Origin of the sequence: Maribacter forsetii DSM 18668 (genome assembly GCF_000744105.1) — a bacterium.
Lineage (GTDB): Bacteria > Bacteroidota > Bacteroidia > Flavobacteriales > Flavobacteriaceae > Maribacter > Maribacter forsetii.
In genome coordinates, this window is record NZ_JQLH01000001.1 from 411,015 (window position 1) to 434,813 (window position 23,799).

Here is a 23,799-nt window from a genome sequence, read left to right on the forward strand (position 1 = left end):
ACGGTCTAGAAAAGTTCATTAATGTTAGCGGCGAATAATTTAACAGCTATGGCCATAAGAATTACTCCAAATACTTTTCTGATAACGTTTACTCCGTTTTTACCTAACATCTTTTCAATCTTAACAGATGATTTAAGAACTATAAAAACGAAAATTATGTTGATGACAATAGCTACGATAATGTTCTCTACGTAATACTCTGCGCGTAAAGATAATAATGACGTTAGTGTACCTGCACCAGCAATTAAAGGAAAAGCAATGGGTACTACTGAAGCACTTTCGGGTTCGTCATCTTTGTATAGGGTAATACCTAAAATCATTTCAATAGCCAAAAAGAAGATAATGAAAGCACCTGCTACCGCAAAGGAATTTACGTCGATACCTATTAAACCTAATATTTCATCTCCAAGAAACAAAAAAGCGACCATAATTACGGCAGCTACAACAGAAGCTTTTTCAGACTGTATGTGTCCTACTTTTTTTCTTAGTCCAATAATAATGGGAATACTACCTAAAATATCGATTACGGCAAATAAAACCATACTAGCAGTAGCAATCTCTCTTAAATTAAAATGAAATTCCATCCTTCAATTTTTTTGCAAATTTACGTTTATAAGTATCCACTTGGATGTTTATTGTTAAAATTTTCTAAGACCTATACTTTATAAAAAATGTATCTTGCGCCCTTTAAATTAGGTTATGTTTCAATTAGGGAAAACCATAGTATCCGAAGAAATAATCGAAAACGATTTTGTATGCAACCTTAGTGCTTGTAAAGGTGGCTGTTGCGTTGATGGTGAGGCAGGTGCACCTGTTGAAGATGCCGAAACTGAAATCATGGTTGATATCTACGCAAAAGTTAAACCATTTTTACGGCCAGAAGGTATTGCCGTAATTGAAGAGCAAGGTGCTTTCGTTAAAGGTGAAGATGGTGAATGGGAAACTCCGCTAGTTAACGGCAGTGAATGCGCCTATGTTATTTTTGATGATAAAAAGGTAGCTAAATGTGGTATTGAAGAAGCATATAACCAAGGTGTAATTGATTGGAAAAAACCCGTCTCTTGTCATTTATACCCTATAAGAGTACGAGAATATACAGAGTTAACTGCGGTTAACTACCATAAATGGGAAATTTGTGATCCAGCTTGCGCTTTAGGCGATGAGTTAAAAGTGCCTATTTATAAATTCGTAAAAGAAGCTTTAATTAGAAAGTTTGGTGAAACGTGGTATAAAGAATTAGAGGAAGTCGCTAAGGACCATCTTAAATAGTAGGTATGTAAATTACAATCTGTGTGCCGATCGGGTTGGTGTCATCATCAAACTTATCAATGATATCTACATGAAAATAGTTTTCATAATCACGTGAGAAATTAGCTAAACGTTCCTTGGTGATATCAATACCAACAGATTTTCTTTTTAGCAATTTACCGTCTTTAATCTTTTGTGCAGCGTCTCTACCTACACCATTGTCGGTAATAACTATTTCAATAAATCCATTTTTACCTTTTTTAACCTCTAAATCTATATTCTTAATGCCATCTTTTGATGATAGGCCATGCCATAATGCATTTTCTAAAAAAGGTTGTAATATTAACGAGGGAATTTTAATATGATGCGGATCAATTTCATCTTTGATTTGAATATCAAAGTTGATTTCATTGGAAAATCTAATATTTTCGATGTTCATATATAATTCTACCGTTTCAAGTTCTTCTGCCAGTGATATCTCTCTTTGAGAGGAGGCTTCTAAAATCTTTCTCACCAACTTTGAAAACTTGTTTAAATAATGAACTGCATTCTTCTTTTCATTATTTATAATATATAGTTTAATAGAATTTAGTGAGTTGAATAAAAAATGAGGATTCATCTGACTCCGCAACATGCTTTGTTCTAAAGTCAATAGTTTTTTATCTGCGTTTAGTTGGCTCTGACGATACAGGATATACAGAATACCAATCAATAAAATCAAAGAAATACCAATGATGATAAGCATGGTCTTATTCTTTTTTAGCCTTAATCGCACAGATTCGTTTTCTTGGGCAAGTCGCTCTAATTGGTTGGCTCTTATTTGAGATTCATACCTTAAGATCATGTCATTTACGTATCTAAGGTTGAGTGTATTTGTTATGCGTTCTTCATACTTCTTAGATTCTTTAAAATATTTCATTCCCTTTTCATAGTCATCCTTCTTGATCCAAAGTTCAGACAAAAATTTGTTGGCATCTGCTATTTCAATATTGAACTCATATTTCTCTGCAAGTGCTAAACCAGATTCTAAATTGGTTTCTGCAGCATCATAATCTTCTAATCTAATTAGTGCCCAACCAAGATTAATATATATAGTGGTGATAATTTTTTGATCGTTAAGAGAAATGGCTTTTAATAAATTAGATCTTAAAATATGAATAGCTTCTTTTACCTTGCCTTGGTGAACATAAATATGGGCTATGTTGTAATTACATTTTATTTTACCCCTACTAGAGTTTATGATTTCGTAGTATACCAGAGATTTTCTAAAATTTTTTAAACCAGGTTCTAGGTCTCCTTGAGATTCGTAACATTCTCCTAAGTTGAGGTGATTTATGGCCAAACCTAGTTTATCGTCCAATTCTTTTTCCAAGGTCATCGCCTTTTCATACTTCTCTATAGCTAGTTCATACTGCTCAAGTATTTGATAAATGTTACCAATACTGTTCAAAGACACGATAATGCTTCTTTTTAAACCAATGCTTGGTTTTGCTAGGGTTTCTGCAAGTTCTAATGCTTCTTGACTATAATCTAATGCGGATTTGAAGGCATCAGTACGCCTATATACAGTACTGATCATGTTAAGGCTATTTACTCTAAACTCAATATTACCGGCTTCTACAGAAACTCTTAGAGCCTCTTGAAAAAGGTCAAGTGCTTTACTATATAAAGATTGTTCACGGTAAATGGTACCTAGGTTAATTAAAGCATAAGCCTGTCCTGAATTATATTTTTTGGAAAGAGATTGTTGTTCAATGTAACGTAATGCTGTACTGTCATTAATAAAAGTACCTAGTAAATTATCTATCTCTTGACTTGTTTGGGGTGTTGCAATTAGCAAACTGTCCATATTGTCTTGTAAATTAAGAGGTATGTCTTGAGAGTAACTAAGGTGCGTTAACACTAAAGTGTAGATAAGAAATAGAATTTTGTATTTGAATTTATACACTATACGTTTATGGAAAAAGCTTAAGTAATATGTTATAAATCAAATTAATGATTTATAACATGTCTAAAAAATCTGATTTTTTTTGCCTAGATACAGGTATTTTATGATTGGATTTTAAGACAACATAACCATCTGTCTTTAAAAATTCTTTTATTTTATTTAAGTTGATAATGTATGAATTATGAATTCTAAAAAAGGAATCAGAGGGTAACAATTCATTTACTTCTTTCAGTTTTTTGGTAAGGACAATTTTTTGCCCATCGGTTAAAAATATAGTGCTGTAATTTCCATCGGACTCGGCATATAATATTTCATCGCTTTCTAAAAATAAAAGTTTACCATCTGTGTTAAGGGTAATACGTTTATGTATAGCTCTAGAGTTGTAATTTATAAGTGCCATCTCTAAATTTTCGACAGAGAAATTTTTACTGTTATATTTTTTAATCTTAACAATCGTCTCTTCTAAATCATCTGTATCAATGGGTTTTAAAAGGTAGTCCAACGCCTGGCTTTTAATTGCTTTTAAGGCATATTGGTTATATGCCGTTGTAATAACAACAGGAAAATTTTTATTGGTAAGCTTTCTTATAAATTGAAAACCGTCCATAGTTGGCATTTCTATGTCTAAAAATAAACAATCTGGCGTGTGTTTTTCTAAATAGGCGAGCGCTTCGGTTGGGTTTGTAAATGAGGCTACTATATTGATTTCATCACTGAAGTTAGTGAGCTCCCAAGTTAAGCTTTGAAGGGCTTTAATTTCATCATCAACGATAACAGCTTGTAACATAAAAGATCGAATATCAAGTTAGAAAGTTATGAAAAATTAAGCGCTTGTGTGGTTTTCCTATGCTAATTTGTATCAATGGAAGAAATATTAGTGTAATCGGTATATTTTTAATGAAAGGACAAAAGTTTGAGATAAAACTTGTAAAAGGAAGGAAAAAGATTACAAACGGAGTCTATCTTAAACTTTTCTGATTTTAGGCTTCCGATTATACATAAAAAGAAGCAAGTTATACAATATAGGTCTACCGGTTTTAAGCATAAATTTACCTTTATCACAGAACTTCAGTATGTTATAAGTGAAATTGATATGAGGAAATGCAGCATTATGTTGGCATTATTTATTGTGGTCTTATTGATTGCATCTCAATTTATGCAGGAAGAAGAAGGTTTAAGTGAGAATTTAACTGTAGTCCTAGAAGTTCAAGAACAGAATTTAACCAGACCATAACTTTAAATCATGCCGAGATTTTTATGCTTTGTAGGTAAATCATTTAAAACATTTCTTTTCGGTATAATACCGTTTATGTTGCTTGCAGGCGGATCAAAAGAAAATTATGAAAAGTCTAGATTGGATAATGGTTCCTATAGTTTTAATGTAGAAGGAAAATTAAACTTTCATTTAGATGGAGCGGCAGCCTTTCAAAGTAGAACTGAGGTAGATAAGTTAGGTCATAGGACAGATAAATTATTATTAAGTTTTACTACTTGCAATGATGAACGGGAGCAAACGTTAGAATTTATTATTGCATCTAAAGCAAAAGGTAAACGTGGTATACAGGCTGGAAAACATAAAATTAAAAGTATTAACCGACTGATGAATAGTTTCAGCGGAGTTTATGGTTTTGCAGATTTAGGTAGTGTAAGTGAATTGCCCTTTTTTATAAAATCTGGTGATATTACAATAACCGAAAGTTTTTCTAACATAGTCGATGGCAAGTTAGAGGTACAATTGGAAAATGCAGAAGGAGAAGTATTGCTGATCAATGGTTCTTTTAATGCAGATATAAAAGTTTAAAATTAAAAGTTAGTACGGTTCTTTATAGGGTAGTGTATGTTATCTTATATCTAATGTTTGAGCGCCAAAATAAGTATAACTACGATTCGTCGTATGATTACGTTCTAAGAAAAGGTTTCGGGGGAACTACCTTTATTAGACTTGGTGGGCATTTTTCATAAAAGAAGCATTAGTGGGACCGTACATTTTTATTACTACCATCAAATCATCAATTTTTTTGATAGCTTAAATGGGTTGTATAGTATGATATTTCATGCATATATTTTACTGACCCTTGGTTAGAAATTAGAATATACCTAAATAGACATTATAGTTTATATTGACAGTAAAAGTAGATTTAGAAAATACTTATGATTTAAGAAGAATTCCAAAAAAATAAGAATAAAAAAGACCCCGCTTTATGGGGTCTTTTTTATATACGGCTAAGCCGAGGTTAAGTAAGGGGATTTTTATTTATCGTTTTTGATATAAGGCTTCAATACTGTTGAGAAAAGTAACGCAGCCGCATATATCATCAATATTGTGATGTAGTTTTCCATAACTTAAGTATTAGAGTATAAGTTATATACGCAGCAAAGACCATTTTGGATTACGGAAACTTAATAGTGTCGTTAAAAAGGCTATGATATGTTAATCTTATCGCACTTTTAAGGTTAAACCATTTGTAACTTAATCTCATTTGAAACAATTCAAAAGAATGGGACTTTACCTTTTTATAGATATAAAAAGATAATTTGGAAGCCAGAAGTAAACTGGCATAGACGAGTACTGCTTGTAGGTATTGGGACATATACAAAAGAACGAATAAGTAGGTAAATTCTTACAATCAGAATATGCATTTCATCGAATAGTTGATTCTTTTTCGATGAAATGCAATTTTTGCTCTTTCGTTTAGGTCTTAAATGACCAAAGGGTGTAGCATAGATTTATAAAAAATCATCTACTTTTTTATATGCATCAATAACCGCTAGTTCTCCTTCTTTACCATCTCTAGAGTTGCCATGCTCCATACCAAGTATTCCATCAAAGCCTTGTTCGTGAATCCATTTAAATACATTGTGATAATTGATTTCACCAGTAGTAGGTTCGTTTCTTCCAGGGTTATCTCCTATTTGAATGTATGCAATTTCAGACCAAGAAGCTTCCATATTAGGTATTAGATTTCCTTCTTGTATCTGCTGGTGATAGATATCGAACAAAATTTTACAAGAAGGCGAATTAACTGCTTTGCAAATTTCAAATGCTTGTGGAGAATCTGTTAAAAATAATCCTGGGTGATTTCTGAAATTCAAAGGTTCCAATACCATGGTTATATTGTGTGGTTCTAGTAATGCGGATGCTTGTTTAAGGCTTTCTACGACATTAGCGGTCTGGTAGCCCATTCTTTGCTTAAGGTCCACATGACCGGGCACTACTGTCATCCATTTGGCATTGACACGTTTGGCAACTTCAATAGAACTTTTTATATCATTCAAAAATTCTTCTCTTTTGGTTTGGTCACCCGATGCTAAATTAGGGGTTTTCCAGTGTATTTTATGTGCTACGAACACGCCCATTTCCAAACCTCGTTCTTTCATGGTCTTAGCCATCTTTTCCTGTTGTTCAATAGGACGTTTACGCATTTCATTATCTTCAAATGCTGTATAGCCTTGATCAGCCATGAAGTTCAATTGATCAATAGGGTCTTCGCCTGCCAAATGTTTAAACATGCCCAAGTGTGGTGCATATTTTAAATTGTATTTATGGGCTTTAGGTTTATTGTTTAGCGTGTTTGCATAGGTTAGAGTACTGCCTAAAGCAATTGTTCCTGATGTTAATGCAGATTTTTGAATAAAACTTCTTCTTTTCATGAGTGGTTGATTTAAAGTAAAAAGCCAAGAACGATGAAATTATCATGCTCTTGGCTTTGAATATTGAAATGTTATTGTGTTATAAGGACCATGCCTTACCACCTGTAAGCTCTTGCATATCTCCGCAAGGAACATATTCACCTGGGACAGGTAAATATGCCAATACTTCTTCGCCTACATATTCAGAAGCTTTATAGCCCCAAATAGTCATACCTCTTAAGTTATTGGCAAATGCAAATCTTGAAACTTCATCATCTAACTCGGCAGTACCTCCATCTGCAATAGCTTTTGTGTAGCTATTAATGGTCTTGAACATTTCTGCTTGCTGATCTTTTGTGTATTTCAAAGATGTTGCCAAAACAGGCTCTAAATCTTCAGTGGTTAAATCTTCGGCTTTTTCTTTTCCAGAATCAGCCAAGGCTTTATTAGTGAATTTTGTCATAGACATTTTAAAGAAGTCTTGTTGCTCCTTTTCCATAACATCTTTTGCAAACCTGTCAATAAAGATATCAACTTGTACTTCTGTAGCAGATGGTGTGTCAGTTTTAGGTAAAATAATATCTACTAGTTTAGAAAGTACTTCACCTTCATTTTGAGCCAAGAATTCTGGAGTCCAAGTTAGGGCCGGTTCACTTTTACAGCTTTGAACAATTGATAACAAGGTTGGGGTGGCCACCATATATCCAAGTGACATTCCCATATTTTTTAAAACGCGTCTTCTATCCATTATATGTTTCCTTTTTTAAGTTCTTTAACAGCATGATCTGCAGCTCTGGCCGTAAAGGCCATATAAGTTAATGATGGGTTTACACAACTGGCAGAAGTCATAAAGGACCCGTCAGTTACATATACGTTTGGTACATCATGTAATTGGTTGTTTCCATTTAAAACAGACGTTTTTCTATCTCTTCCCATACGGGCAGTTCCCATTTCGTGAATACCTAAACCTAAAGCACTTTCGTTATCATACCCTTTAACATCTCTAAGTCCGGCTTTTTCTAACATATCAACGGCCGACTCTAAAATGTCTTTACGCATTTTAAGTTCGTTTTCTTGAAGCTCGGCATCAAAAGTTACCGTTGGTAGGCCCCAATCATCTAATTTATCGTAATCTAAGGTAAATCTATTGTTTTCGTAAGGTAGTACTTCTCCAAAGCCCATCATACCAAACGTCCATCCACCTGGTTTTAAAACGGCATCTTTTAAGTCTTTACCGTGAGATAGTTCTGCAATAGATTCTTCCCAGTTACCTCTAGAGGCTCCACCTTGATAGCCAAACCCTCTTTTGTAATCCCTGTCAGAATCTCCGCCTAAGTTTCTAAACCTTGGAATATAGATACCACTAGGTTTTCTTCCTTTATAATATTTATCCTCAAAGCCATCAAATTTTCCAGAAGCTCCTACTTGAAGTTGGTGGTCCATGATGTTACGGCCTAATTGATCAGACTCGTTACCCATACCATTAGGGAAACTTTCAGATTTAGATTGCATTAATATAGAAGTAGATGCTATTGCAGATGCACATAAGAATATAACCTTTGCCTTAAATTCAAAAGTTTCTTTCGTATTTGAATCAATAACCTTTACACCTGTTGCTTTCTTTGTTTTTGGGTCGTAAATAACCTCATGTACAATAGAATCTGGTCTAAGTGTCATATTACCGGTAGCTTCTGCTGCAGGTAGAGTAGAAGATAAGCTACTAAAGTAAGCTCCAAAAGGACACCCTCTAATACATCTATTTCTAAATTGACATTTGCTTCTTCCGTCAAATTGCTTTGTTCCTGTAATGTGTGCAGTTCTTCCGGCAGTTACTACACGACCATCAAAATTCTCAGCAACTTTTTCCCTAAATTCCTGCTCTACACAGTTCAGGTCCATCATTGGTAAAAAATTACCATCTGGTAATTGCTCTAAACCTAAGTTTTCACCACTTACGCCAATATACTCTTCAACCTTATCGTACCAAGGTGCAATATCTTTATAACGAACAGGCCAATCTACGGCAATACCTTCTTTTTTGTTTGCTTCAAAATCAATATCGCTTAAACGGTAACTTTGACGGCCCCATTGTAGTGAACGACCACCTAGATGATATCCTCGCATCCAGTCAAATCGCTTTGTTTCATTGTATGGATGTTTTAGGTCATTTACAAACCACATGTTACTAGCTTGGTTGGTAGTATAACCAGTTCTGTTTTGCTTTGGTTGTTGTTCAATAATTTCCTTAGTAGGTTGCCCTGCATTCGGAAAATCCCACGGGTCCATATTTGCTGTCTCGTAGTCTTCAATATGTTTTACCATACGACCACGTTCTAAAACCAGTGTTTTAAGACCAGCCTCGCATAATTCTTTCGCGGCCCAACCGCCACTAATTCCGGTTCCTACAACTATAGCGTCATAGGACTCCTGCTCTTCATTATAATAAAATTTGCTCATAAAAGTTGTTTAATCTCTAAATTTATTAAATATTAAATTAATTCTATACATTTATTGTCCATTCTTCTTGCGAAATTCGCTAAAATATGCATCTTGCATATGTGATAGATTTAGTCATGATTTTAACGCAAACGATTGAGATTATTATTCAAACAACAACAAACAACCAAAAATGAAAACAAACAAATTTATTAGAATTGCTACGGCAGTATGTATTGGAATCTCGTTATTAGGAACTTACTCATGTAAGGAAACAAAAAAAGAGAAAGTAGAAAATGCAGAAATTGTAATGGAAGAAAGTACTAAAGCTCCATTTTTTAAATTGTCTTTGGCACAATGGTCCATGCACAAAATGATCAGGGAAGATGGTGTAGATCCATATTCTTTTGCCGAAAAAGCAAAGGATTGGGGGTTTACGGGATTAGAGTATGTAAGTCAACTGTATAATCCTGAATTGGAAGATGCTGGTTATTCTGAAGAGGCAATGGCAAATTTCGTTGCAAAATCTAATGCAGAAGCAGAGAAGCACGGAATGAAAAACGTTTTGATCATGATCGATGGTCAAGGTAATTTGGCTGTTGACGATGAAGCCGAAAGAAATGAAACTGTTGAGAAGCACAAAAAATGGGTAGATGCAGCCGCAGCAATGGGGTGCCACGCCATTAGAGTAAACCTTAATGGAAGTGATGTGCCAGAGCAATGGATCAAGAATTCCGTAGACGGTCTTACAAAATTAGCTACTTATGCAAAAACAAAAGGTATTAATGTATTGGTTGAGAACCACGGTGGCTTGTCCTCTAACGGAGAATTACATGCCCAGGTTATGAAAACCGTGAACTTGGATAACTGTGGAAGTTTGCCTGATTTTGGTAATTTTTGTATTGAACGCAAACCAGATAGCTGGGACTGTTTAAAAGAGTACGATAAATACAAAGGTGTAAAAGAATTAATGCCTTATGCAAAAGCGGTAAGTGCAAAGTCTAATAATTTTGATGCAGATGGTTATGATACCGGTATTGATTATGTAGAAATGCTGAAGATTGTAAACAATGCAGGCTATACCGGCTTTATTGGTGTTGAATATGAAGGGTCTGAAATAAGTGAAGCAGACGGTATCATCGCTACTAGAGATCTTTTGCTAAAAGCTGCAAAAGAAATAGAATAATCAACAGCGAAATTTATGGAGACTTTTTTTAATGAAATATTCGATTATAATTTTCATTGTAACAAGAAGCTAATAGAGCAGTGTTTGGCCCTTGATACGGTGCCACCAGAAACCATTCGTTTATTTAGTCATATTTTAAATGCGCACCATATTTGGAATGCAAGAATCTTAAATAAACCTAGTGAATACAAGGTTTGGCAAGAGCATGACGTGAAAAAATGGGCAGATATTCATTATGAAAATCAACGTAGTTCGTTTGAGATAGTAACTAATGCCGATAATTTTGACAAGCGTATAGATTATGAAAATTCTGAAGGGCGATTGTTCACCAATACCTTACAAGATATTCTTTTTCATATCATAAATCATTCTACAAGTCATAGAGGGCAAATTGCCGTAGATTTTAGAAATAATGATGAAACTCCTATAAGCTCAGATTATGTTTATTACTGAAGATAGATGAAAAATAAAGTTAGAGCGCAGTTGTGCTTTATGATGTTTTTAGAATTTTTTATTTGGGGTGCTTGGTTTGTAACCTTAGGTACTTTTTTAGGAAACAATTTAAAGGCAACCGATAGTGAAATAGCCTTGGCATTTTCTACACAATCATGGGGGGCTATTATTGCTCCCTTTGTTATTGGAATCATAGCAGATAGGTATTTTAATGCAGAGAGAATTTTGGGTGTTTTGCATCTTTTGGGTGCCGCTCTTATGTATTTCATGTACCAAAGTACCGCATTCGATAGTTTTTATATAATGGTTTTAGCCTACATGATCTTGTACATGCCTACCTTGGCTTTGGTCAATTCAGTTTCTTTTAACCAAATGAAAAATCCGGCTAAAGAATTTTCTATGGTTCGTGTTTTTGGGACTTTAGGGTGGATTATCGCCGGTCTTTCCATTAGTTATATATTCCACTGGGATCAAGGTGAGAATATTGGTCAAGGCTTACTCAGAAATACGTTTTTAATGACGGCTATAGCCTCTTTAATTTTAGGATTGTTCAGCTTTACATTGCCTAAAACTCCGCCTAAAGCGGTTAGTTCGGAAAAACTTGGTCTTAAAGAGATTTTAGGATTAGATTCTTTAAGCTTATTTAAGGATAGGAACTTTTTAATCTTCTTTATATCATCGGTTTTAATATGTATACCATTAGCGTTCTATTATCAGAATGCAAATCCTTTTCTGGTAGAAATAGGTATGGATAACCCAACAGGGAAAATGACATTAGGTCAAATTTCTGAGATTGCCTTTATGTTATTACTTCCTTATTTCTTTACCAAATTCGGATTTAAAAAGACTATTCTGGTGGCTATGGCTGCTTGGGTGGTACGTTACTTATTATTTGCATTTGGTGATGTTAACGAACTTGGGTTTATGCTCATCATCGGTATAGCACTGCATGGTATATGTTATGATTTTTTCTTTGTCTCAGGGCAAATATATACCGATAGTAAAGCGGGTGAAAAGTTTAAAAGCTCGGCACAAGGTCTTATAACTTTAGCGACTTATGGTGTGGGTATGTTAATAGGGTTTTGGGTTGCAGGAAAGATTTCAACGGCTTACCTTTTAGATGACGGTAAACATGTTTGGGAAACTATCTGGATGTATCCGGCTGGTTTTGCCTTGGCCGTATTTATATTGTTCGCCATTTTCTTTAAAACAGAGAAAATAGAATATCAGTCTTAGATAAATTCTTTAATTTAAACGCCTGAAAATTGTGACTCGTTAAATACTATAGCTGTTCTTTAGTAGATAAATGGGGTGAATTTTTTCAAAAATCAGAACAAATATAAATCCGAAGGGATTTTAAACAATACTATTTTCAATAACAAACAACAAAAACAATAACAAAATGCCAAAGAAAATACGATTAGGAATATTAGGTGGAGGAGGAGATTCATTAATAGGAGTGTTGCACAGAGTAGCATCGTTTATTAATGATAATTACGAAATTACAGGAGCTGTTTTTAATCCTGATTATGATGCCAGCATAGCTTTCGCCAAAGAAATAGATGTGCCGTTAAATAGAATATATAAAGATTTTGATACCTTAATTGAAGAGGAATTAAAACTACCAGAAGATGAACGTATTCAAGTTTGTTCTATTCTTACGCCTAACTTCTTGCATTACCCAATGGCAAAGAAGTTGTTAGAAAATGGTTTTAACGTTATCTGTGAAAAGCCGATGACCACTACTTTAGAAGAGGCTAAAGATTTACAGAAATCTCATGAGAAAGCAGGTACTGTTTTCGCTTTAACCCACACATATACAGGTTACCCAATGGTACGCCAAATGCGTGAAATGATTAAAGCTGGTGCTTTAGGTAAAATTCATAAGGTAGATGCAGTCTATTATCAAGGGTGGATCAATACCATTATTCATGACAAAGAGAAAAGATCTTCTGTTTGGAGATTAGATCCTAAAAAAGCAGGTATTAGTTCTTGTATGGGCGATATCGGTGTTCATGCCTTTAATATGGTTGAATATACTACGGGACTTAAAGTGAACGAACTACTTTGCGACTTCAACTACCTTTATGAAGATAACCAGATGGATGTTGACGGTACCGTGCTAATTCGTATGGGTGACCATGTAAAAGGTGTTATTAGAGGTAGTCAAGTAGCTACGGGAGAAGAAAACGGATTAGCAATTTCAATCTATGGTGAAAAGGGTGCTTTTAGATGGGAGCAGGAAAAGCCTAATTTCTTATATAAATTAAGTGATACTGAGCCTACACAAATCTACAAGCCTGGTCATGCATATAATTCTGAATTGTCTTTAGATGGTACTAAACTACCAGCTGGTCACCCAGAAGGTATTTTTGATTCTATGGCTAACATTTATAAAGGTGTTGCAAGAGCAATTAGAGGTGAAAAATATAATGACGGCGAATTCCCAACTATGGCAGACGGTGTTCGTGGTATGAACTTTATTGAAGCAACCGTAGATTCGCATAAAAGCGGAAATACTTGGGTAGCTTTAGAGAACTAAATTGCCATTTTAAACTATAAAAAAGAGCCGCAATTTGCGGCTCTTTTTGTTTTATAAAACTTTATATAATGATCATTAATTTACCTTTTTAAAGTTTTGGCAGACAACAATCATACTTTCTCTTGGTTCTCTTTTAAATTCTTGTAATTCCTTAGTGAAAAAATCCCAATGATATTTTTTCCAGCTGTCTAATGATTTATCCCCATTAGCTTCTAATTGGGCATAAGTAGTGTCAATACTAAAATATGGCTTAAGTGTAACCGCAGTGGTTGCAACAATACATTGTGCCTCGCCATTCCAATCTGTTACCACAATATAGTCTCCTATTTTAGGTAACGGTTCATTACGGTTTTGTAAACCTAATAGAGAATGTGAGATTGCTTTTTTATCGCCACTTTGTATTAACCTAACGCTTTCATTAGCATCGTGTTCATTATTGCCAAAAAACATTGTTTTTGGTGTCTCATGAAAGACATCTTCGAGATGATTTTTCAAATAATTACCCCACATATTTCTGGCCGAAGCATTTTCCATAAGCTGATATTTTCTTTAATCTATAGGATGTAATAAACGTAATACTTTGTAATTAATTTTAATATTAAGAAAATTTACCTGCTTTTAATTGTTCAGCTGCATGATTTGCTGCCCGCGCGGTAAATGCCATATAGGTCAATGATGGGTTTACACAGCTAGAAGAAGACATAAAAGCACCATCGGTTACATATACGTTGGGTACTAAATGTACTTGGTTATTCTTGTTAATTATAGAAGTCTTTGCGTTGTGGCCCATTCTGGCACCACCCATTTCATGAATACCCAAACCAGGTCCGCTAGGCTCTTCGTAAGATGCCACATCTTTAAAGCCTGCAGCTTCAAACATGTTCACAATTTCTTTTTTAATGTCTTCACGCATTTTGTATTCGTTCTCTTTGAATTCTACATCAAAGGCTAATTGAGGCAGTCCCCATTTATCTTTTTCAGTTGGGCTAAGTGTTACCCTGTTGTCGTCGTATGGTAAAAACTCTCCAAATCCGGTTACACCAATAGTCCATCTACCTGGTTTTAGTACAGATTCCTTTAAATCTTTTCCATATCCTAATTCACCTATTTCTGCAGACCAATCCCCTCTACTTGCTGTACCTTGATAACCAAACCCACGTAAATATCCTTCGCGTTTAGTTTCTTCATTTAAGTTTACAAAACGAGGTATGTAAAAACCGTTTGCACGTCTTCCTTTGTAGTATTTATCTAAATACCCATCTACCTTTGCCGTTGCACCTAATTTATAATGGTGGTCCATAATACCTCTTCCTAAAGCATCAGAATCATTTCCTAATCCGTTAGGGAAACGTTCAGATTTAGATTGCAACAAAATACCCACCGATGCCATTGCAGATGCGCATAGAAAAATCACCTTTGCTTTAAATTCTATTTTTTCATTGGTCTCTGCATCTATTACTCTTACTCCCGTTGCTTTTTTAGTAGTATCGTCATATATGATTTCATGCACTATAGAATTCGGTCTCAAGGTCATATTTCCGGTACGCTCAGCAGCTGGTAATGTAGAGGAGTTGCTACTAAAATATCCACCAAATGGGCATCCGCGCCAGCAACGGTCTCTATTTTGGCACGTGCCACGACCTTCAAAAGTGGCATTGGGGTCTGTAATATGTGCCGTTCTACCTATGGTAACTAAACGACCGTCATCAAACTTGTCTGCCGTAGTTTTCTTAAAATCTTCTTCAACACAGTTTAATTTCATGGCGGGCTGAAATTTTCCATCTGGTAAAACCTCTAATCCTAAGGCTTCACCACTAACTCCTATATATTCCTCAACCTTATCATACCAAGGTGCAATATCTTTATATCTTACAGGCCAGTCTACACCAACACCATCTTTTTTATTCGCTTCAAAATCAATATCGCTCCATCGGTAGCTTTGTCTTCCCCAGGTCAAGGATCTTCCGCCTACTTGATAACCACGTATCCAGTCAAAACGTTTTGTTTCTACATAAGGGTGGTCCAGATCGTTAACAAAAAAGTGTTTAGAATCTTCGGTAGGTGCCCATATCACTCTTTTTTGTATATGATATTTTTCTTGGTCCTCTTTTGATAATTTACCCTTTAACGGATAATCCCAAGGATCATCGTTCATTGTAGGATAATCTTCAATATGCTTTACCATTGGGCCGCGTTCCAAAACAAGTGTTTTTAAGCCCTTCTCTGTTAATTCCTTAGCAGCCCAGCCGCCACTTATTCCTGTTCCGACAACGATTGCGTCGAATATTTCATCTTGATTCATGCTTGAAATTTTATCTTTTTCTGATGGTATTCCCTATATTTATAGCAAATCTCCAATGTATCGAGAAGAACTTGATACAATTCTTAAATATAAGATTTTTTGAGAGATTTTATATCTCAAAATCAACAACAAATTCAAACAACAACTGATAGTATATTTTTATGAAAACAATTAAAGGACCTGCCGTTTTTTTGGCGCAGTTTGTAGATAGTAAAGCTCCATTTAATTCTTTAGACGGAATGTGTAAATGGGCAGCTGACCTTGGTTATAAAGGAATTCAAATTCCTACTTGGGAAAGTTTTTTAATCGATTTGGATAAAGCAGCTGAAAGTCAGACGTACTGCGATGAGCTTAAAGCCAAAGTAAACTCTTACGGATTAGAAATTACAGAACTTTCAACTCACTTACAAGGGCAATTGGTTGCTGTTAACCCTGCATATGACTTAATGTTCGATTCTTTTGCACCTAGTAATGTTCATGGCAATCCAAAAGCTAGAACAGAATGGGCAATTGAAACCGTAAAGAAAGCGGCAACGGCAAGTAGAAGATTAGGGTTAAATGCTCATGCAACATTCTCGGGTTCGCTTTTATGGCATACCATGCACCCTTGGCCGCAAAGACCAGCGGGTTTGGTGGAAATGGGTTTTGAGGAATTGGCAAAAAGATGGACACCAATCTTAAATCATTTTGATAAAGAGGGTGTTGATGTTTGTTATGAAATTCACCCGGGTGAAGATTTACATGATGGTGATACTTTTGAACGTTTTTTAGAAGCTACGGGTAACCATAAAAGAGTAAATATTCTTTATGATCCAAGCCATTTTGTATTGCAACAGTTAGATTATATTACATATATTGATCACTATCATGAGTTTATAAAGTCTTTTCATGTAAAGGATTCTGAATTTAATCCTACAGGTAAAAAAGGTGCTTTTGGCGGTTATAATGACTGGGGAGATAGAGCTGGAAGATACCGTTCATTAGGTGACGGTCAAATAGATTTCAAAACCATATTTTCTAAATTAACACAATACGGTTGCGATGTTTGGGCGGTAATGGAATGGGAATGTTGCATTAAAAGCCCAGAACAAGGTGCGCGCGAAGGTGCCAAATTTATCTCTGACCATATTATTGAAGCTACAGAGAAAACCTTCGATGATTTTGCAGGTGCTGAAATCGATAAAGAAATGTTGAAGAAAATGTTAGGACTTTAAAAGTAGATGATGAAGAAATATATAGTAAGTGCAGTATGTGTATTAGCATTCGTTGCATGTAAGCAAGAAAAAAAGGAGAAAACTGAAACAGCCGTTGTCGAAGAAGTTGCCATAGTAGAAAATGATTGGGAAGTATTGTTTGACGGTAGTTCTTTAGATCAATGGAAAGAGTTTAAAACCGACGGAGTAAGTGATGCCTGGAAAATTGAAGGTGATGCTTTGATATACACCCCACCGGCTGAGGGGGAGGCGAATAAAAACCATGATTTAGTTACTAGAGAAGAGTATACCGATTTTGTAATGACATTAGATTGGAAAATTTCTGAAGCAGGTAATAGCGGTGTGTTTTGGGGCGTTAGTGAGGACGAAAAATTTGGAACTGGATATCAAACAGGACCAGAAATTCAAATATTGGATAATGATAAGCACCCAGATGCTAAAGCGGGTACAACACACCAAGCAGGAGCTTTGTATGACATGGTTTCTCCAGCAAAAGATGTTACTAAGCCAATAGGGGAATGGAACACTATGGTGATTACTGTAAATCACGAAGAGCATAAAGGTAGTGTTACCTTAAACGGTACAGAAATGGTAACATTTCCTGTAGCAAATGAAGAATGGGACGCTATGGTAGCAAAATCAAAATTTGCGGATTGGGACGGATTCGGAAAATATACCACCGGAAAAATCGGTTTACAAGATCACCACAATGTTGTAGCGTTCAGGAATATAAAAATCAAACAACTTTAATAGCATTTACGTATGAAAAATAAATATTCATTACTATTATTAGTTGCTTCTTTGGGAGTAATATCTTGTCAAGAAAAAGTAACGGTAGCTACTGATGGAGGACTAGAAGCTGTTAAGGATAGTGTAATCGTTTATGAAGAATACATGGGTGAAGAACCAACAACACCCGAAGAAACAGAATTTTACGAGCCTAAGGTTGCCGTGGTTAAACCAGCAACTGCTAGTGACGCACCAAGTGATGCCATTGTTCTTTTTAATGGTGCCAACTTAGATAATTGGATCAGTACCAATGATAGTACTACAGCTAAATGGCATTTGAATAAAGATGGTAGTATGACGGTTAATGACAAAACCGGAAACATACAGACCAAACAGAATTTTGGCGATGTACAATTGCATATAGAGTGGAAATCTCCTTTGCCGGTGCAGAGAGATAATCAGAATAGAGCAAATAGCGGTGTATTTTTAAACGGCATATATGAAGTGCAGATACTAGATCAAAATGATAATCCCACTTATGTAAACGGGCAAGTGGGTTCTATTTATAAGCAACATGTACCATTGGCAATGGCTTCTGTACCAACAGGCGAATGGAATACGTATGATATTATTTATCATGCTCCAGAATTTAATGTTGATGGTGGCAAGATAAAATCTGGAGATATCACCGTAATCCATAACGGAATCTTGGTTCAAGATCATGTGGAGCTTAAAGGAACTACGCCTTATGTTGGTTGGCCCAAGAACCCGGCACATGGTAAAGGTCCTCTAATGTTACAGGATCATGGTGACGATAGTCGTGTTAGTTTTAGAAATATTTGGGTTAGAGAACTTTAATATTTTATCAATTATAATTTAAGGAGCAAACAAGAGCATTTTTTGTTTGCTCCTTAACTATTTAAGTAGGGTGAGAAGATTCATAATAAATTTTTCATTTACCTTACCTTTGTCTTAATCTTAAAATATATTTATGATTCAATCCATGACCGGCTTTGGAAAGCATGTAGTTCAACTACCTAATAAAAAAATTACGGTAGAAATAAAATCACTTAACAGCAAGAGTATTGATTTAAATGCGCGTATGCCTTCTAGTTATCGTGAAAAAGAATTGGAACTAAGAAAATTGGTGGCTAATTCTTTGTTGCGCGGTAAGGTAGATTTTAATCTTTACGTTGAACTAACTGGTAACGAAACTTCTACCCAGGTCAATGAAATTGCAGTGAAACAATACATGGGGCAGTTGAAAAGTATTGCCGACGGTGATGATCTTAGATTGTTAGAAATGGCATTGCGTTTTCCTGATGCTATGAAGACGGATAAAGAAGATATCGACGAATCTGAATATGAGGCTATAAAAGAAGCGTTGAAAGGAGCTTTGGTAGAGATCAATGAGTTCAGGTCAGAAGAAGGTAGTGTTTTGGAAAAAGATTTTCTGGACAGAATAACTTCCTTAAAGAAATTGTTGGAAGAGGTTATAAGTATTGATCCAGATAGGCAGGCTACTATTCGTGAGCGTTTAGAAAAAGCCGTTCAAGATATAAAAGCAGATGTAGATGCAAATAGATTTGAACAAGAACTTATTTACTATTTAGAGAAGTATGATATTACGGAAGAAAAAGTTCGTTTGGCAAATCATTTAGACTACTTCAGCAAAACATTACAGTCAGACGATAGTAACGGTAAAAAATTAGGATTTATTTCTCAAGAAATTGGTCGTGAAATTAATACGATCGGTTCTAAAGCAAACTTTGCCCCTATGCAGCAAATAGTTGTGCAAATGAAAGATGAACTAGAGAAGATTAAAGAACAAATGTTAAACGTACTATAGATGAAAGGTGGAAAACTAATCATATTTTCTGCGCCCTCAGGAAGTGGAAAAACTACGATTGTACGCCATTTATTGGCACAGCCAGAATTGAATTTGGCTTTTTCTGTATCTGCAACTTCACGCCCTAGAAGAGGTAAAGAAAAGAATAAGGAACACTATTATTTCATGTCGGTTTCCGAATTTAAAAATCACATAAAGAATGATGATTTTTTGGAATGGGAAGAAGTATACCGAGATAATTTTTACGGTACGTTAAAAAGTGAGGTAGAACGACTTTGGGCAGAAGGCAAGAACGTAATATTTGATATTGACGTTGTTGGTGGCTTAAGAATTAAAAAGAAGTTTCCTGATCAGACGTTAGCTGTTTTTGTGAAGCCGCCAAGTGTAGACGAGCTTAAAATCAGACTTAAAAAGAGAAGTACTGAAAGTGAAGACAAAATAAATATGCGTATCGCAAAGGCATCGGTAGAACTGGCAACCGCACCACAATTTGATAAGGTAATAAAGAATTATGATCTTGATGTAGCCTTGAAGGAAGCAGTAGATTTAGTGGCATCTTTCGTTTCGGATGATAAAGAATAAGTGAGTATGAAAAAGGTAGGATTATACTTTGGCACCTTTAACCCTATTCATATTGGTCATTTGGTTATAGCGAACCATATGGTTGAGTTTTCAGACTTAGATGAGGTTTGGTTCGTAGTAACACCTCAAAGTCCGTTTAAGGTCAAGAAAACGCTTTTGGATAACCATCAAAGGTTTGAAATGGTCTATGAAGCAACGAAGGAGTATGATAAGCTAAAACCTAGTAATATAGAATTTAACCTGCCGCAGCCAAACTACACGATAAATACACTGGTTCATTTGGAGGAAAAATATCCTGAAGGATATGATTTTTCGTTGATTATGGGTGAAGACAATCTAAAAGGGCTTCATAAATGGAAGAACTATGAGGCTATCTTAGATCTTCATCATTTGTATGTCTACCCAAGAATATCTGAAGGGGTAATTGAGCATCAATTTAAAGAGCACGATAAGATTCATAGGGTAAACGCTCCAATCATGGAAATCTCCTCTACATTTATACGTAAAGAGCATAAAAATGGTAAAAACATAAAACCGTTATTACCGCCAGAAGTTTGGAAATATATAGATGAAATGAATTTTTATCGCTAATCTAAACTACTAGCTTTACGAAGATCATCCGTTGCAAGAAACACATCACCTTTGTTATAATACCATTTGCGTACTTTAGGAATCTTGATTCCGTTTACGGTAATTAGCTCTGAAAGTAGAATGTACTCCCCATCGTTTTTACTTTCATCATGAAAGAATTGATATACTTCCATAGCGTAAGTCTTTGGGTCAAAGTAGAAGTACCAAGTATCTTTACCTACTTCTTTTTCATATGTAGCTTTTAAAACTAGGTATTCTTTGCCTTTAAAGGTTTTCTTAATAACCTTGTTATCTATAATGGTGCCTGGGTCCTTTAATTTCATTGGCAATCCGTATAGATAGGTGTAATAGTTTTTCATCATTTTAGCGCGATCACAGCTAATATTCAAACTATCTTTTATTTTAGGGAATATAGAGGTGCTACCATTTAATTTTAGCGTACACTCGTCATTATTCAGTTCAGATTCAATAACGTAATTGTCTTTTGTTACGGTTGTTTTAAAATAATTCGTAGGTAATTTTAACTCAACTAGAGTACTGCGCATACTACTTTTTGGGTTTTCCATCTCAATAAGCATTTTACCTTTGAAGGTAGACCAATTGTCTTCTGGGTCATGAAATGCTATTGCTTTTTCTAATAATTCGTTACCGCTTATTTCTTGGGCATGATTAAAAATCCCAGTAAATAGAAAAGCAATCAAAACTAAATATTTCATAAATGTGTTTTTTAGTTCATTAGAAAAATTGATTTAATCCAAGGTAGCCGGGGCAACATCGGCATCGTGTTCCTTATAATACAATTCTAGTAGGTCCATTGTTGCGGTCATTAAATCTTTTGTCTCAAGCAAGATGGTGAAATACAATGTTGTGTTTTTAGGACTAGATTCTTCTGACCTTGTGCGCTCTACTTGAAGGCTAATTTTTTGAGAGACCAAATCATATAGCTCTTGCTTATTGTTCAAAATAGTACCAATTTTTTCAAATGATCTTTCTTCAAATGCATGGTAAGTATTGTCTAAGATCTCAGCTAGTTTTATATCAATTTGCTTAAGCTCTTTAATTTGATTGTATTTTAATTTCTTGTGATTGTTATTAACATGCTTGTGGCTAACCTTACCTATATATTCCAATGATTGAGAAATATCGGTTAAATGCCCCATGGCATTAATATAGAAATTACTTGCGCCAATATGAGCTTCTTCTAAATTTTTGATAAAATAGAAGGTATGATTTCTTAAATCTTCAATTTCATTTGCCAATTTAGCGCCTTGCTTCTTGTTTTTATGTAGTGAGTTGAGGTCTTGTTTTGCTAATCCGTTAATAGAATTAGAGTATATCTTATTCGCTCTTTTTACAACATTGGCAATGTTCTTAGCACTTTCTTCTATAACCCCTTGAATAGAACTGCTTTCTGCACGTTCTAAAATTTCTTCTTCTTTAGTCTCTTTTAATTTCTTGGTATGTGAAAGGTAATTCTTGCCAATTAAAACAAATGCAAAAATCAATAATGCGCTAATTGCATAAATACCACCTAGGTGAATGATGTAAGCTATTATGGCAGCAGCAACGAAAGCTACGATTGCAGTAAAGAACCATCCGCCAATTACATTCAATACACCTGCAACTCTATATACGGCACTTTCAGAGCCCCAGGCTCTATCTGCCAAAGATGTACCCATAGCCACCATAAAAGTTACGTATGTTGTGGATAATGGTAGTTTTAATGACGTCGCTAATGAAATTAGTACACTTGCTACCATTAAGTTTACAGAAGCTCTAATTAGGTCAAATGCAGGTTGGTCTTTTGCCTTTGCTTTTTGAGCATATGAAGTTGGTTTTATGAACTGAGTATCAATTCTCTTTTGTAATGATACCGGTATGATACTGTTTAAATTTTCGGATGCTTTTATGGAAAATTTCACGATCTGTCTAGATAGGTAATTTGGCTCAAAGCGTTCGTCACCTTCATCTTGTCTAGAAAGGTCTACACTCGTTTTTACAACATTTTTAGCTTTTGAAGAAAACCATAATGTTACTACCATGATAACCCCTGATGCTAATAGTAAATAGGTTGGAGTCTGTACTGCAACTGCTAATCCCTTCATGTTGTATTCAGAAGCTAATTGACCAGATTCTGACCAACTTAAAAACGACTCATATGCAGCTAATGGCACTCCAATAAAGTTTACTAAATCATTACCTGCAAAAGCCATTGCCAAAGCGAACGTACCTAAAATAATAATGACGGTATAAATGTTCCATTTCATGAAAGTCGTTGCCAACCAAGATAGTGCAAACCATATTATGAAATTCCCTAATAAAAATAATTCAGGATTTTCACCAATGAACATAGATGCTTCTGGGCTAATGATAGACGTTCCTTTAAGACCCTTAATAAGTATAAAGTATATAATTGCCGTAATAGCCATACCGCCAAAAATAGCACCTACCCATTTGGGTTTCTCGTTGAATTTAAAGGATATTAATACCCTAGTAAAAAATTGAACGATAGCGCCTATGGTAAACGCGACGACGACAGATAATAAAATCCCTAATATAATCTCGGTTGCTTTATCTGTATTTATGTAGTTTGAAAGATGTGTGAAATTACCGTCTCCTGAATAAATTTTCACTAGTGATATGGCGACCGCTGCACCTAATAATTCAAAAACGATAGAAACCGTTGTAGATGTAGGCATACCTAGGGTATTGAAAAAATCTAACAAGAGAATATCAGTAATCATTACTGCCATGAAGACAATCATTATTTCCGCAAAGACAAACTCTGATGGATTAAAGATTCCTTTTCTTGCTACCTCCATCATTCCACTTGATGATACAGCACCAAAGGCTATACCAACACTGGCAACAAGCATAATGGTTTTAAAGGAGATTGCTTTTGACCCTATTGCTGAATTCAAAAAATTGACGGCGTCATTACTAACACCAACAATTAAATCTGTTATGGCTAAAACAGCCAATGCAATAATCATGAATAAATATATGTTCTCGCCCATCAAAAAATTAAATAAGGAACAAAAATGACATTATAAATTATCATTAAGGTTAAAATAAGGTTATGAAGTTAA

The 23,799-nt window shown here is 35.0% G+C and carries 23 protein-coding genes; 13 read left to right on the plus strand and 10 right to left on the minus strand.

Going from position 1 to position 23,799, the window contains the following annotated elements; all coding sequences use genetic code 11:
- Nucleotides 1-5: 5 nt before the first annotated feature.
- Nucleotides 6-584: a MarC family protein gene (locus P177_RS01780; protein WP_036151242.1), complete on the minus strand. Its 579-nt coding sequence runs from the start codon at nucleotides 582-584 to the stop codon at nucleotides 6-8.
- Between the two features lie 115 nt (nucleotides 585-699).
- On the opposite strand from P177_RS01780, the gene P177_RS01785 reads away from it, so the two are divergent.
- Nucleotides 700-1,269: a DUF3109 family protein gene (locus P177_RS01785; RefSeq protein ID WP_036151245.1), complete on the plus strand. Its 570-nt coding sequence runs from the start codon at nucleotides 700-702 to the stop codon at nucleotides 1,267-1,269.
- On the opposite strand, the gene P177_RS01790 is transcribed toward P177_RS01785, so the two are convergent.
- Together P177_RS01790 and P177_RS01795 are read right to left on the minus strand one after the other, a co-directional pair.
- Nucleotides 1,262-3,097, minus strand: a complete 1,836-nt coding sequence (locus P177_RS01790; protein ID WP_084684592.1) for a tetratricopeptide repeat-containing sensor histidine kinase — start codon at nucleotides 3,095-3,097, stop codon at nucleotides 1,262-1,264. The genes P177_RS01785 and P177_RS01790 overlap by 8 nt on opposite strands.
- Nucleotides 3,098-3,248: 151 nt before the next feature.
- On the minus strand, nucleotides 3,249-3,983 hold the full coding sequence (locus P177_RS01795; protein ID WP_036151249.1) for a LytR/AlgR family response regulator transcription factor: 735 nt from the start codon (nucleotides 3,981-3,983) through the stop codon (nucleotides 3,249-3,251).
- Between the two features lie 324 nt (nucleotides 3,984-4,307).
- On the opposite strand from P177_RS01795, the gene P177_RS20450 reads away from it, so the two are divergent.
- Complete coding sequence (locus tag P177_RS20450) at nucleotides 4,308-4,430, plus strand: hypothetical protein (protein ID WP_262493297.1); 123 nt, start codon at nucleotides 4,308-4,310, stop codon at nucleotides 4,428-4,430.
- Between the two features lie 9 nt (nucleotides 4,431-4,439).
- The gene (locus P177_RS01800) at nucleotides 4,440-4,997 is read left to right on the plus strand and encodes a hypothetical protein (RefSeq protein ID WP_157486416.1); all 558 of its coding nucleotides are present in this window, start codon (nucleotides 4,440-4,442) and stop codon (nucleotides 4,995-4,997) included.
- Between the two features lie 926 nt (nucleotides 4,998-5,923).
- On the opposite strand, the gene P177_RS01805 is transcribed toward P177_RS01800, so the two are convergent.
- From P177_RS01805 to P177_RS01815, 3 genes are all read right to left on the minus strand, one after another.
- Entirely contained in the window at nucleotides 5,924-6,847 is a 924-nt protein-coding gene (locus P177_RS01805) for a hydroxypyruvate isomerase family protein (RefSeq protein WP_036151252.1), read from the minus strand.
- A 79-nt stretch (nucleotides 6,848-6,926) separates the two neighbouring features.
- Entirely contained in the window at nucleotides 6,927-7,574 is a 648-nt protein-coding gene (locus P177_RS01810; protein ID WP_036151254.1) for a gluconate 2-dehydrogenase subunit 3 family protein, read from the minus strand.
- Nucleotides 7,574-9,283 carry a GMC oxidoreductase gene (locus P177_RS01815; RefSeq protein ID WP_036151256.1) on the minus strand — a complete coding sequence of 570 codons (1,710 nt, stop codon included), beginning with the start codon at nucleotides 9,281-9,283 and terminating at the stop codon, nucleotides 7,574-7,576. The genes P177_RS01810 and P177_RS01815 overlap by 1 nt, the downstream gene beginning before the upstream one ends.
- A 172-nt stretch (nucleotides 9,284-9,455) precedes the next feature.
- Between P177_RS01815 and P177_RS01820 the strand changes: the two genes are divergently transcribed.
- The 4 genes from P177_RS01820 (at nucleotide 9,456) to P177_RS01835 (ending at nucleotide 13,443) form a co-directional block, all read left to right on the plus strand.
- Nucleotides 9,456-10,448 carry a sugar phosphate isomerase/epimerase family protein gene (locus P177_RS01820; RefSeq protein WP_036151258.1) on the plus strand — a complete coding sequence of 331 codons (993 nt, stop codon included), beginning with the start codon at nucleotides 9,456-9,458 and terminating at the stop codon, nucleotides 10,446-10,448.
- A 15-nt stretch (nucleotides 10,449-10,463) separates the two neighbouring features.
- The gene (locus tag P177_RS01825; RefSeq protein ID WP_036151261.1) at nucleotides 10,464-10,901 is read left to right on the plus strand and encodes a DinB family protein; all 438 of its coding nucleotides are present in this window, start codon (nucleotides 10,464-10,466) and stop codon (nucleotides 10,899-10,901) included.
- Between the two features lie 6 nt (nucleotides 10,902-10,907).
- Nucleotides 10,908-12,137, plus strand: coding sequence for a nucleoside permease (locus P177_RS01830; protein ID WP_036151262.1), 1,230 nt, complete (start codon nucleotides 10,908-10,910; stop codon nucleotides 12,135-12,137).
- 166 nt (nucleotides 12,138-12,303) lie between these two features.
- The gene (locus tag P177_RS01835; protein ID WP_036151264.1) at nucleotides 12,304-13,443 is read left to right on the plus strand and encodes a Gfo/Idh/MocA family protein; all 1,140 of its coding nucleotides are present in this window, start codon (nucleotides 12,304-12,306) and stop codon (nucleotides 13,441-13,443) included.
- Nucleotides 13,444-13,518: 75 nt separating this feature from the next.
- Here P177_RS01835 and P177_RS01840 read toward each other — a convergent pair whose 3' ends face one another.
- Both P177_RS01840 and P177_RS01845 read right to left on the minus strand, forming a co-directional pair.
- Nucleotides 13,519-13,977 (minus strand): ASCH domain-containing protein, encoded by a 459-nt coding sequence (locus P177_RS01840; protein ID WP_036151265.1) that lies wholly within the window; start codon nucleotides 13,975-13,977, stop codon nucleotides 13,519-13,521.
- 64 nt (nucleotides 13,978-14,041) lie between these two features.
- A complete protein-coding gene (locus P177_RS01845; RefSeq protein WP_157486418.1) occupies nucleotides 14,042-15,745 on the minus strand; it encodes a GMC oxidoreductase in 1,704 nt (567 codons plus the stop codon).
- Between the two features lie 161 nt (nucleotides 15,746-15,906).
- Here P177_RS01845 and P177_RS01850 point away from each other — a divergent pair, with 161 nt between their 5' ends.
- The 6 genes from P177_RS01850 to nadD all read left to right on the plus strand — a co-directional run bounded on the left by P177_RS01850 (nucleotide 15,907) and on the right by nadD (nucleotide 20,710).
- Complete coding sequence (locus P177_RS01850; protein WP_036151267.1) at nucleotides 15,907-16,959, plus strand: sugar phosphate isomerase/epimerase family protein; 1,053 nt, start codon at nucleotides 15,907-15,909, stop codon at nucleotides 16,957-16,959.
- A 9-nt stretch (nucleotides 16,960-16,968) separates the two neighbouring features.
- Nucleotides 16,969-17,709 (plus strand): 3-keto-disaccharide hydrolase, encoded by a 741-nt coding sequence (locus P177_RS01855; RefSeq protein WP_036157593.1) that lies wholly within the window; start codon nucleotides 16,969-16,971, stop codon nucleotides 17,707-17,709.
- A gap of 12 nt (nucleotides 17,710-17,721) precedes the next feature.
- Entirely contained in the window at nucleotides 17,722-18,546 is an 825-nt protein-coding gene (locus P177_RS01860; protein ID WP_036151268.1) for a 3-keto-disaccharide hydrolase, read from the plus strand.
- A 133-nt stretch (nucleotides 18,547-18,679) separates the two neighbouring features.
- Complete coding sequence (locus P177_RS01865) at nucleotides 18,680-19,537, plus strand: YicC/YloC family endoribonuclease (RefSeq protein WP_036151269.1); 858 nt, start codon at nucleotides 18,680-18,682, stop codon at nucleotides 19,535-19,537.
- Entirely contained in the window at nucleotides 19,538-20,119 is a 582-nt protein-coding gene (gmk, locus tag P177_RS01870; RefSeq protein ID WP_036151271.1) for a guanylate kinase, read from the plus strand.
- Nucleotides 20,120-20,125: 6 nt separating this feature from the next.
- Nucleotides 20,126-20,710: a nicotinate (nicotinamide) nucleotide adenylyltransferase gene (gene nadD / locus P177_RS01875; RefSeq protein WP_036151273.1), complete on the plus strand. Its 585-nt coding sequence runs from the start codon at nucleotides 20,126-20,128 to the stop codon at nucleotides 20,708-20,710.
- Here nadD and P177_RS01880 read toward each other — a convergent pair.
- Together P177_RS01880 and P177_RS01885 are read right to left on the minus strand one after the other, a co-directional pair.
- Nucleotides 20,707-21,426, minus strand: coding sequence for a DUF6503 family protein (locus P177_RS01880; protein WP_036151275.1), 720 nt, complete (start codon nucleotides 21,424-21,426; stop codon nucleotides 20,707-20,709). The genes nadD and P177_RS01880 overlap by 4 nt on opposite strands.
- 33 nt (nucleotides 21,427-21,459) lie before the next feature.
- On the minus strand, nucleotides 21,460-23,727 hold the full coding sequence (locus tag P177_RS01885; RefSeq protein ID WP_036151277.1) for an inorganic phosphate transporter: 2,268 nt from the start codon (nucleotides 23,725-23,727) through the stop codon (nucleotides 21,460-21,462).
- Nucleotides 23,728-23,799 lie beyond the last annotated feature (72 nt).